The organism is Nocardia sp. NPDC004260 (assembly GCF_053603155.1).
In genome coordinates this window covers 37,126-46,195 of sequence record NZ_JBSGEZ010000062.1, presented here as the reverse complement: position 1 = coordinate 46,195, position 9,070 = coordinate 37,126, and the positions used below count along the sequence as shown (strand labels likewise).

The 9,070-nt window shown below is 64.7% G+C and carries 8 protein-coding genes; 5 read left to right on the top strand and 3 right to left on the bottom strand.

Annotated features, from left to right (window positions below; translation table 11 throughout):
• Positions 1-133 precede the first annotated feature (133 nt).
• The 3 genes from ACWEO7_RS29130 (at position 134) to ACWEO7_RS29120 (ending at position 2,828) form a co-directional block, all read left to right on the top strand.
• Positions 134-763: an HpcH/HpaI aldolase/citrate lyase family protein gene (locus ACWEO7_RS29130; RefSeq protein ID WP_452427930.1), complete on the top strand. Its 630-nt coding sequence runs from the start codon at positions 134-136 to the stop codon at positions 761-763.
• A gap of 10 nt (positions 764-773) precedes the next feature.
• On the top strand, positions 774-1,970 hold the full coding sequence (locus ACWEO7_RS29125) for an acyl-CoA dehydrogenase family protein (protein WP_452427928.1): 1,197 nt from the start codon (positions 774-776) through the stop codon (positions 1,968-1,970).
• Positions 1,971-2,090: 120 nt separating this feature from the next.
• Positions 2,091-2,828, top strand: coding sequence for a FadR/GntR family transcriptional regulator (locus ACWEO7_RS29120; protein WP_452427926.1), 738 nt, complete (start codon positions 2,091-2,093; stop codon positions 2,826-2,828).
• 86 nt (positions 2,829-2,914) lie between these two features.
• Here the strand turns inward: ACWEO7_RS29120 and ACWEO7_RS29115 are convergent, their stop codons facing one another.
• From ACWEO7_RS29115 to ACWEO7_RS29105, 3 genes are all read right to left on the bottom strand, one after another.
• Complete coding sequence (locus ACWEO7_RS29115; protein ID WP_452427924.1) at positions 2,915-4,126, bottom strand: acetyl-CoA C-acetyltransferase; 1,212 nt, start codon at positions 4,124-4,126, stop codon at positions 2,915-2,917.
• Positions 4,127-4,134: 8 nt separating this feature from the next.
• Positions 4,135-4,878 (bottom strand): SDR family NAD(P)-dependent oxidoreductase, encoded by a 744-nt coding sequence (locus ACWEO7_RS29110; RefSeq protein ID WP_452427922.1) that lies wholly within the window; start codon positions 4,876-4,878, stop codon positions 4,135-4,137.
• Positions 4,879-5,180: 302 nt separating this feature from the next.
• Positions 5,181-5,303 (bottom strand): hypothetical protein, encoded by a 123-nt coding sequence (locus ACWEO7_RS29105; protein WP_452427920.1) that lies wholly within the window; start codon positions 5,301-5,303, stop codon positions 5,181-5,183.
• A gap of 742 nt (positions 5,304-6,045) precedes the next feature.
• Between ACWEO7_RS29105 and ACWEO7_RS29100 the strand changes: the two genes are divergently transcribed.
• Together ACWEO7_RS29100 and ACWEO7_RS29095 are read left to right on the top strand one after the other, a co-directional pair.
• Positions 6,046-7,446 (top strand): hypothetical protein, encoded by a 1,401-nt coding sequence (locus ACWEO7_RS29100; RefSeq protein ID WP_452427918.1) that lies wholly within the window; start codon positions 6,046-6,048, stop codon positions 7,444-7,446.
• A gap of 18 nt (positions 7,447-7,464) precedes the next feature.
• The gene (locus ACWEO7_RS29095; protein ID WP_452427916.1) at positions 7,465-9,069 is read left to right on the top strand and encodes a hypothetical protein; all 1,605 of its coding nucleotides are present in this window, start codon (positions 7,465-7,467) and stop codon (positions 9,067-9,069) included.
• Position 9,070: the final 1 nt, after the last annotated feature.

Sequence of the window (9,070 nt, the reverse complement as noted above, 5' to 3'; positions counted from 1 at the left end):
CGGAGTTGCCACTCTGGCCAACCTCGCCCACGCCCGCTGACCGTAACCGGGTCCAGGTCGTCATCACCGCGTCGGACTTACGGGACAACCCTTAGGGGATGTCGCCGAGCTCGTTCGGGGATGCGGAACGAACATCGACTCCATCATGTTGCCGAAAACCCATTCCGCAGTCGATGTGGTCTGTCTCGATCGAATCATCGGCCAGCTCGAGCGTGAAGGCAACTTCTCACCGGGCCGAATCCACATCGACGCTCTGATCGAGGATGCAGCCGGGATCGCGCGGCTCGACGCCATCGCCTCCGCGGGGGAGCGGTTACGCTGTTTGTGTTTCGGCGCGGTCGATCACCAAGCGTCGATGGGATTTCGTGCCACGGCCGCGGAAGACCTCCAACAGTCGGCGCGACTGGCGATCGTCGCGGCTGCTCGAGCTAACGACAAACTCGCTGTCGACGGGCCTTTCACGAAGGTGCGCGATATGGACGCGTTCTGCGTAGACATGATGCGGTGCGCAGCCGAAGGATTCGACGGACGCCTACTTATCCACCGCGGTCAGATAGACATTTGCCACGGCGGCTTCGCGCCCACGGCGCAAGAACTGACACTCGCCACACGCATTATCGAAGCGCTCGACGGGTCGGCGTCGACGGGCAGCGGTGTGGCGGTCCTCGACGGGGTGATGGTGGACGAGGCCACGCAGAAGTGGGCGCAGCGGATCATTGCCAGGACCGAGCACACCACACATGTAAGTGGTGGGCTCTCATGAAAGGAACACCGTGAGTCGGCTAGTGACCACAGAAGGCCTCACTGAAGATCAGCGCCAGATCCTCGAAGTCGTCCGGAAGTTCGTGGAAAAGGAGATCCTTCCGGTGGCCACCGAACTCGAACACCGCGACGAATACCCCGCCGCGATCGTCGAGGGCCTCAAGGAACTCGGCGTATTCGGTCTGATGATCCCAGAGGAATACGGGGGGATCGGTGAATCTCTGCTGACCTACGCATTGGTGGTCGAGGAGATAGCCCGAGGCTGGATGAGCGTTTCCGGCGTGATCAATACCCATTTCATCGTCGCCTACCTGCTGATGCGGCATGGAACCGAGGAGCAAAAGCGCAAATACCTGCCGCGGATGGCGACCGGGGAGGTGCGAGGTGCGTTCAGCATGAGCGAACCTGCGCTCGGTTCGGATGTGGCCGCGATCACGACAAAGGCGGCCAGGCGAGACGACGGCTCGTACTCGATCACCGGTCAGAAGATGTGGCTGACCAACGGAGCATCCTCGAATCTCGTTGCTGTCCTGACGAAGACCGACGAAGGTTCGGAGTCGGTCTACCGGAACATGACGACCTTCCTGGTCGAAAAAGAGCCGGGCTTCGGTGAGACAGTCGAGGGTGTGACGATACCTGGCAAGATCGACAAGATGGGGTACAAGGGCATCGACACCACGGAGATGATCCTCGACGGGTACTCCACGTCCAGCGACCAGATCCTCGGCGGCGTCCCTGGCAACGGCTTCTACCAGATGATGGACGGTGTCGAGGTAGGCCGAGTCAACGTTGGAGCCCGTGCGGTGGGCATCGCCAATCGTGCGTTCGAGCTGGCCATCGCCTACGCTCAGCAGCGCGAGACCTTCGGCAAACCTATCGCTCAACACCAAGCGATCTTGTTTCGCTTGGCGGAGATGGCGACGAAGGTCGAGGCTGCACATTCGATGGTCGTTCGCGCTGCTCGGCTCAAGGATTCCGGAAAACGCAACGATGTCGAGGCCGGGATGGCCAAGATGCTGGCATCCGAGTACTGCAACGAGGTGGTCGAAGACGCCTTCCGGATCCATGGCGGATACGGCTACTCGAAGGAGTACGAGATCGAGCGGCTCTACCGTGAGGCAGCGTTCATGCTCATCGGGGAAGGTACCTCCGACATCCAGAAGCTGATCATCGGTCGAAGTTTGCTCAAGGAATACCAGCTCTTCTGACACTGAAGTCGGGGGCCACGCGCACTATGGCCCCCGACTCAGTCTCCGACTGGTAACAGTCAGGCAATTTATCGCCTGTTAAGCTTGTACCAAGGTCATAGCGTGTGAGGGGATGGATCAATGGGAGAGCCCGGGGCTGGACAGTTCGTTGCACAGCAGGTGCTTCGGCCGCGTGAACAGGTGCAGAAGCAGATCACGGACGCCATATTGGAGGGACGGTTCGCGCAAGGGGAGAAGTTGCCGTCGGAGAATGCGCTGGCCGACATGTTCGGCGTCAGTCGACCCACGGTTCGGGAGGCGCTCGGATCGCTGGTAGCGGCCGGACTGGTGCGCAAAATCCCCGGTGTAAGCGGGGGGTCTTTCGTCCGAGAGGTCGACAGCAGGGCGCTGGGCCGAATGCTGCAAGACTCCATGCTGCACGTTTTGCGCCTAGGATCCCTCAATATCGAAGAAGTGAGCGAAGCCCGCGAGATTGTCGAGGTTCCCTGCGCCCGACTCGCAGCACGCAACCGCACCGACGAGCAGGTTGCCGCAGCGCGTGCCGTCGTCTCGAAGCAGAAAGCGATCGACCTGCTCGACCCTCAGGTCTCGTCGCTGGATCAGGAGTTCCACCGCATCATCGCCGAGTCGTCCGAAAACCGCCTGCTGGTAGCTTTCGTACAGGCGCTGCACGCGTGCACAGCACCTGTCAGCTACCTCGAACTGACACCGGAAGTCGGTCAGGAGACTATCCGTCAGCACACCAAGATCATCAAGGCGGTCGAGAAGGGTGATGAACAAGCGGCTGCGGAAGCGATGCAGGAACACCTGACGTATGTTCGTCAGCGCAGCCGCGACTATCCCGAGGCCGAATACTGAAGCCGACAGCGCAACGACTCGTGAAGCCTTCCACATGGAAGCACTTCCGCGAGTCGTTGCGCTAAGGGCCCGATGGAACACTGCCGTCATACCCGCTCGAACACCGCTGCCAGCCCTTGGCCGCCGCCGATGCACATCGTCTCGATCCCGTAGCGCGCTTCGCGCCGGTGCATTTCCCTGAGCAGGTTCGCCAATATACGCCCTCCCGTGGCGCCGATCGGATGCCCCAGCGAGATCCCCGATCCGTTTACATTGACTCTGTCGAGATCGGCATCGGCGAATTTCCATTCGCGGAAGCATGCCAGTACCTGCGCCGCGAACGCTTCGTTCAATTCGATGAGGTCGATGTCGGACCACTGCAACCCCGCACGCTGTAGCGCCGAGTGTGTCGCGGGGACAGGGCCGATACCCATCCGTGATGGTTCCACGCCGGCCAGCGACCAGCTGACCAGCCTGCCGTAAGGACGCAGACCGAGTGCATCGGCTCGCTCCGGTGTTGTGACGATCGCCACCGCGGCCGCATCGTTCTGGCCGCTCGAATTGCCTGCCGTGACAGTAGCTTCAGGATCGGCAGACGACAGCAGAGGGGGCAGTGCGGCCAGTTTCTCCAAAGAGACGTCCGGCCGCGGATGCTCGTCGCGGACGACAACTCGCTCGGGAACTTTCTTCGTAGCGGGGAGGATGACCGGGACGATCTCGTCATCGAACAGCCCTTGGTCCATCGCTCGCACCGCCCGGCGGTGTGAGCGAAGCGCCCACTCATCCTGCTCGACACGGCTGATCCCATGATCGCGCCGCAGATTCTCGGCAGTCTCTATCATTCCACCCGGCACCGGAAACCGCTTACCGCCCGAGTTCTTACGTGGTTCGGCGAGCCTGTCTTTCATCACAGGTGTTCCGCCCGTGTTCCATCGGGCGTCGGCCAGATACAACTCGGTCTGACTCATGCTCTCAGCGCCACCGGCTAAAACCAGATCGGACCCACCGCTCGAGACCTGCATGCAGGCATAGATCACCGCCTGCAGCCCTGAGCCGCATCGGCGGTCGATCTGAAGCCCTGGGACGGTGATCTCCAATCCTGCGTCCAGTGCGGCGATCCGGCCGAGAGCGGCGGCTTCGCCATTCGGGTAGCCCTGCCCGAAAATTACATCGTCCACATCCGCGGAAGCGATCCCCGTTCGCTCGACGAGACCGCTGACGACTGTGGCGGCGAGTTCGGCCACAGTGACATCCTTGAATATCCCGCCGTAGCGGCCAACCGGTGTCCTGAGTGGCTCGCAGATGACTGCGTCACGCATCTGATCTCCTATACGCTGGTCTCGCCGCCGTCGACGGCGATCGTCTGGCCGGTGAGGAAAGCCGGCGCGTCGAGCGCCAGGTATCGGACCACGTTGGCGATTTCCTCGGGTTCGCCCATTCGGTGGGCAGGAATGCGGCGCAGCACCTTCTTCATCGCGTCGGCGTCTCCGCGTAAATCAGCATTGATGTCAGTGGCGATATAGCCAGGGGCCACCGCGTTGATCTGAGCGCCAAAACGGGCCCATTCGGCGGCGGCCGCACGCGTGAAATTGACTACCGCACCTTTGGAAGCGCAGTAAGATGTGAAGCCCGGCCGGCCCACAAGGCCGAACACGGAAGCCACATTCACCGCCCGTCCAGAGCGGACCGATGCGAAGTATCTCGCAGCGGCACGTGAACAGTGAAACATCCCTCGGACATTGACATCGAAGATGTGTTGCCAGTCCGAATCGGTCAGATCGACAAGGTTCCGCTGTAGCGTGACACCCGCATTGTTGATCAGGACATCGAGTCCACCGAACTCGTTCAAGCAGGTGGTGAAGAGATGCTCGACAGAAGACTCGTCCGAGACATCTGTAACGCAGGCAAGAGTTCGCACCCCGAGCGCGCTGATGTCGTCCGCGAGCGACTTCAACTCCGCGGAGTTGCGCGACGCGATCACGGTTTGCGTTCCCGATCGAGCGAGAGTGAGAGCTATGGCTCTGCCCAATCCGCGACTGGCACCAGTAACGATGGCAACTGAAGGTGACATGGCTCCATGTTGTCTGACAATTACCATACTGTCAATGTCTGTGACATGAAGAATGTGTGGAAGTGCAGGGCTCTGCCTATTGATGCTCACGCGGACAGTTGGCCCCACAGATGCGAAGCTAGAGATCATCGCCGTTATCAGTGCTGCGATCAGCGGCCGCGTCGACACGGTGGGTGAACACCAGGGTGCGGCCCAGCCCGTAGGTGTGCGCCGGTTGACCAGAGCGGCCTGGTCGACCACGTTCCGCAACTCGGGGGCTCTGGGCCGATCGACCCATGCGATGCCTCTGTCGGTCAGCATTTTCAGCACCGGGAGCCGGCGACGCCGATCACCTCGATCCGAACGTCCTTCAGATGCCGCTTCGCGATCGCCCGGGAGAACGGGTACTCGAACAGCGTCGGCCCGAACACCTCGGTGTCGTCCAACGACAGCACACGTTCGGAACCGGTGTCAGGAGCGGAACGGGGAGTCGCGGTCGTGTACAGCCGCCGCGCGGCTGGTATGAACCGGTGGAGCCGATGCGCACCGCAACCCGGACATCGCGGTATCGACAACGAATTGCCGAGAACGCGGAAGGCGGAATAGATTCGCCCGGTCACGAGTCTCTGGCCGGACGCCCACGATTCGAGACGCAGACGGTTCGATTTGGAGAAGACCTAAGACGCTGCGCTGGCCCGTGCCATTCCCGACTGGCTGCGGCCATAAGAACGTCACCATCGAGATCGACCGGTCCGCAGGGGAAATCCGTCACCCTCCGCGACGGGCGTCCGCGACCCGCGTGGGCTGATCCGGGAAGTGCTCGCCCGCAACGACAGCGAGTCCGCACGACAGGGGCTGCGGGACGCGGATCAGTGAGCATCCGCGGGTTGAGGGCCTTCGAGCGCTCGGTCGCTTCCGGATCGAGGACATCGGGCGATCGAGGCCGCGCGCGGCGAGTACATGAGCGTTTCACATCACCGGGCCGTGGACTTGCCATGGCTGGTGAATACCGGCGTTGCGCTGGGGCGCGAAGTGCGAAATCTTCGCCTGAGAACATTTCGCATCCTGACGACGAACCGATTCCAGGCGATTTGTGGGAACTTCTCATGTACTGCTCGCAGTCGAGGCCGCGCGTTGGCGCCGTCGTGGCTTCGGCGCGTTCGTCGTCTCCGGAGCACGGAGAGTGCCGTGACGCGGGCCGGGGATGAGGATCTCGCCGGGTTGGTCGATCGGATCGCGGATGGGCTGCGTGCGGTGGCCGTGCCCGGCTGGCGTCGGCTGGAGGCGTGGTTCGCGATGACCGTGGTCGCCGAATCGGCGGTGCTGACGGTCGAGGACGGTATCCGGTCGTTCCGGTGCCCGGTACCGGATGCGGTGTGGGATGCGGTACGCCGGCATCGGCAGACGGCGGCAAGGGCCAACGAAGGGCCGTGGTGGCGGTTGCTGGTGCGCATCGATGCCGACGGTGTCGAGGCCGTTGCCGATCACGGTGTCGTTCCGTTCCCCGGTGAGCAATTGTTCGCACCGGCGGCCTATCTCGCCGACTTGGAACGCTACCCACGGGAGCGGCTACCGGTGTGGCTGGCGGCGTACCTCGGACGCGGAGAACGCCGAACGCGGACGCCGCGCGCCGCCGCCGACGCGGTGCGTGCGGATCGGCGTGCGGGGTTGCGCCCGGTGGCCGTGGATGGCGAACTGCCGGAGCTGGCCGTGTTGTGGGCGCGGTGGGCGGTGCTGGCGGCAGCCTTCGTGGCGGTCGGGTCGAGGCAGGGACCGCGGATCGGTCCGTCGGTGGGCATCTTCGAAGGCGCGGGGCGCAGCGGTTCGACGCTGACGCTGCTGCCCGGCGACCGGGCCGTGCTGTCGGGTGGTGTGTGGGATGCGTCGGTCCTGGAAGCCGCGTACAACGGCGGTGCACCGATTCCGGAACTCTTTGCGGGAGCGCCCGAATGGGTGTCCGACCCGGTGCTCAATCCGCGGGTGGCAACCGGATTGCTGTCGTTTTGTTACTGGTGGGAGTCCGGTCGGTGGTACCGGGGTGAGTCCGCGCCGATGGCAGAGTGTGCGCCGGCGCTGCCCGCGGTGTGGACGGTCGGCACCGTGGCGGGTGTCGTCGGCAGTCTGCTGGACGACCGGTCGGGTGGTATGTCGGACGCGGCGGAGTTGTTGGTGTCGGCGGCGCAGGCCGGTGCGGTGACGCGCGAGGCGATCGTGCAGGTCTTCGGTGACGGCACCGGCACCGGCATCGATATCGATGGGGCGATGTTCCAGTTCGTACTCGCGGATCTGGACGCGAACCACGCCGAGGGTGTCGGCGAAGCGGATGCGCTCGACCTCGTCCGGGACCACATCCTACGACAGGGTTACGACACCACGGGATACTCGCTGTCGACGTTGCGGGCCGATCGCATCAGCGTGGGTTGGATGGTACGTTCGCCGGTGCCGGGCGGCGAAATGGCTTTGGACCGTGCGATTTTCTATGTCGCGGATGACGGGGTGGTGGAGCGCTCGACCACGTCGGTGCCGTTGTCGGTGTTCGTCGCCGGTTTCGAGCGGCGGTTCCGGTTGCGCGGTAACAGCCGAGCCTGACCGGAGGGGGATCGCGACGTGAACGGTGAAGTTCGGTTGGATCCGGACCGCATGCGCGAGCGGGGAGCGCGGCTGGCCGAACTCGGGGATCGCGTGGGGCAGACCTATGCGGGACTGCGCGCTTCTTTGGCGCACGCCGAGGGCAGTTGGGGTGACGACGACTTGGGTGTCGCGTTCGCCAGGGAGTTCAAGCCGCATGCCGAACAGTTGCTGGCCAATCTGCGGGCAATGGAGGAGAGTCTGCACAGCACGGCCGCCGGGATGGTCGACGCCGCAAGCCACTTCGAATCGCAGGACCGGCTCGGCGCCGGCCGGGTCGCCGCTTCGGCCGACGAGCTGAACCCGATCGGCGAGCCCGCGGCGCCCTGGCCGGACGGCAGCGCGGGCACGTCCTCGCCCGCGGGCGCGCAGCGACCCATGACATCCGGGCCCGCGGCGACCTTTCCGGCAGCGGCAGACCCGGCGAATACGGCCAACCCGTTATTTCCATCGAGTCCGGCGTTTCCCGCAAACCCGTTGTATTCAACGGACCGGGGTGTTCCCTTCGAATCCGTTCCCGGTGGGTCGCGGGCACCGGACGTGTCGGTAAGACGCTCCACGCCGGAGGGCGGTCCCCAGCAGAGTCCTTCCGATCGGTCAGCAGGCCGTGAGGCCGCCCAGGGGAGAGGCGGACCGGGCGGCGTCAACCCCGGCAAGCCCGCCGGAGATTCCGGTCGCCGCCCTCCGGCCTCCGCGGTGTTTCCGCCGGCCGCCACCCGGGATTCGCCCCGTGCCTCAGCCGGGCGGCAGGCGGGAGTCGGCCCGTCGGGTGGTGTGGGTCGGCGGGACACCCCCTGGTCCGGGCAGCCGTCTAGAAGGGCTGGACCGCCCGCCGGCGCCGAGCCGAGACCGCAGAACCCTCGGTACGGTGCTCCGCCGCGGACGCGGAACCCCGCTGCGGAATCGCCGCGCGGGCGCGATCGGCATCGCTCCGGCGCGCCGCCGGTTACCGATCCCCTCGTCGCCCAGCTGGCGCGGATGTTGGCCGAGCGCCACCACGTGCGGGTGACCGGATTCGAAATCCCCGGCCTGCAAGCGCCGGTGGTGCGCGGATTCGTGGCTGCTGTGGACCGTGTGCTCACCGACTACCCTGTGATCGGTCTCGATGTCGTCGCGGTCGCGGAGCTCGAAGCCGAGTCGGGCCCCGTGTGGTGGAGTCCGGAACCGCGCGATAGCCGAGGTGCGGGCGTCGGTCGGTCGATCATCCTCGACCAGCGCACCGCGCAGCAGTCGACCGGGACGGCGGAATTCGAGGCGGCGCAGCCGGAGATCTACCTGGCGACACTGCGCGAATTCGGCAGGGCGCTCGACTTTGTCGGTGGCGGTCTCGCACGCAGGCAGGCGCAGCGGGTCCTGATCTCGGAGTACCTGCGTCTGGAGGCGGGACGGACCAGCACACTCGGTGAGGTGGTCAGCGGGTACCGGCGTTGGCGTGCCGAGCTGGCCGGTGACGCGGAAGAGTTCGATGCGAGCCGAGCCCTCGGCGCCGCATTCGCCGATGTCGTGCTGCGCGGCGACGAGGCGAGCCGCCAGGCGCGAGCACTGCACGCGGTGCTGGTCGATGCGGCGTCACGGCGGGAGTAGG